This window comes from Microbacterium sp. Bi128 (assembly GCF_918698205.1).
Window position 1 is genome coordinate 1 of sequence record NZ_CAKKMM010001005.1, and the last position, 1,874, is coordinate 1,874.

The 1,874-nt window shown below is 67.4% G+C and carries 1 protein-coding gene and 2 pseudogenes; 1 reads left to right on the plus strand and 2 read right to left on the minus strand.

Going from position 1 to position 1,874, the window contains the following annotated elements:
- Positions 1–540: aminotransferase class I/II-fold pyridoxal phosphate-dependent enzyme (locus LQV45_RS29110; protein WP_230010521.1), on the minus strand; the 540-nt coding region annotated here is incomplete at its 3' end.
- A 128-nt stretch (positions 541–668) separates the two neighbouring features.
- Between LQV45_RS29110 and LQV45_RS29115 the strand changes: the two are divergent.
- A pseudogene (locus tag LQV45_RS29115) lies at positions 669–1,052 on the plus strand (phage holin family protein); the annotation flags it as partial.
- Here LQV45_RS29115 and LQV45_RS29120 read toward each other — a convergent pair.
- Positions 1,006–1,874 (minus strand): annotated as a pseudogene (locus LQV45_RS29120) (hypothetical protein); the annotation flags it as partial. The pseudogenes LQV45_RS29115 and LQV45_RS29120 overlap by 47 nt on opposite strands.

Below are 1,874 nucleotides of genomic sequence, written 5' to 3' on the forward strand. Positions count from 1 at the left end.
CGTCAGGATGGGTCCGGTGGGGTTGTTGGGCGTGCACAGCAGGATCATCCGGGTCCGCGCAGTCACTGCGGCGGCCATGGCGTCCAGGTCATGCCGCCCGTCGGATGTCAGCGGGATCCGGACGCTCTCGGCGCCGGCCAGTCCTACGCAGATCGGGTAGGCCTCGAACGAGCGCCAGGCGTAGATGACCTCGTCGGCCTTGCCGTCGTCGTTCTGGCCGGCGAAGGTGGTCAGCAGCTGGTTCAGGGCGCCCAAGCTGCCGGCGCCCGTGACGATGTCCTCGGCGGGAACATCCAGGAAGCGGGCGAGCGCTTCACGCAGCCTGCTGCTGAGCGGATCGGGGTAGCGGTTGAAATCGGTCTGCGCCGCGATGGCCTGCTGCACTGCAGGGATCGGGGGCAACGGGTTCTCGTTGGAGGACAACTTGTAGCTGGTCAGGCCTTCCACGGGGACGGGGGGTTTTCCGGCCGCGTAGCGGGGGAGGAGGTCTACCACCGGACGGGGCCTGATGCCCCCGGCCGGATTCTCTGATGAAGTCATGCCAACTAGCCTACTTCGGGTCGCTGCCGCAGTTGCGGGAGCCGATTGCTGTCCGTAGGGGATAGCCGTTGCTGACATGGGGAATATGGTCCCTGCCGTCGCCGCCGGGCGTATGACAGCATGGGGCCATGCGCTCAATCATCGTACGAGTCATCATCAACGGGCTGGCCCTTGCAATCGCCTGCTGGATCCTCACCGGGCTGGATATTTCCACCCAGAGTGACGGCACCATCAGCATCATCTTGGGCTACCTGTTCATCGGCTTGATCTTCGGTCTGGTCAATGCCTTCGTCAAGCCCATTGTCAGCCTCCTCTCGCTGCCGATCACTATCCTCACCCTGGGCCTGTTCACCGTGGTCATCAACGCCGCGATGCTCTACTTGACCTCCTGGATCAGCAGCTACACCACTGTGCACTTCACCATCGACTCGTTCTTCTGGACTGCCGTGTTCGCCGCCATCATCATCAGTCTGGTGTCCCTCGTGGCGAGCTTCCTTCCTGCCCGTCAGCGTAATTCTCCAGCCGGTGCCCGGGACCCAGGCCGAAATCCTGTGGCGGCGGCACCGCCAGCGGGTTGGTGAGGGTCACGGTCACCCGGTCCCTGGTGTCCGGGTTCGCCAGTCCGTCTGCCCCCGGCACCCAGTCCTGCTCATGTTCGAGGTGCAGGCTGCGGATCCCCGGCGCGGGGCTGATCCCGCCCACCGGCGAGCCCGCGGTCAGCACGAACTTGAGGTCGTACTCGGCCAGGACAGCACGGTCCTTGCTGAGATTCATTGCGTGGATCCCGCCCTGGCTGTAGCCGACGGCCACGAGCTGATCGCCGGCCTCGGCCCCGGCCTGCCGCAGCGCCTCCCTGATGGCCTGCGCCGTCGACGCCGAGTCATAGCCCAGGGCCTCGGCGATTCCGGCGGGGTCAAAGGGGTTGGTTCCTTCCGGCAGGGCGCCCTGCTGGGTTCCGGGGATGATCACCACCCACGCGGGCCGGGATTCGCCGTCGACCTCGATAACCTCGATCCGGCCGCCTTGCTCTCCCACTGCCCCGGCCCGCCGCAGCAGCCCGGCCGGTGAGAGGTCGACGTCGGCCGTAAACGTCTCCCGGCCCACGATGCTGACGGGGCGGGGCTTGAGGAACACGAGCCCCGGCGCTTCCGAGGCGTCCCGCACCAGGCGGCGGACGTCAGCGGGCCCGGCCAGGGCGCTGGCCACGGCGGCCAAAGGCCAGGGCAGGCCAAGCAGCACGGCGAGATTCCGGGGCGCCATGGCGACCCAGCCTTCAACAGTGCCGCGCACCCCGGGCAGGGCGAAGGGCTCCGGTGCTGCGCCGTACTCGGAGC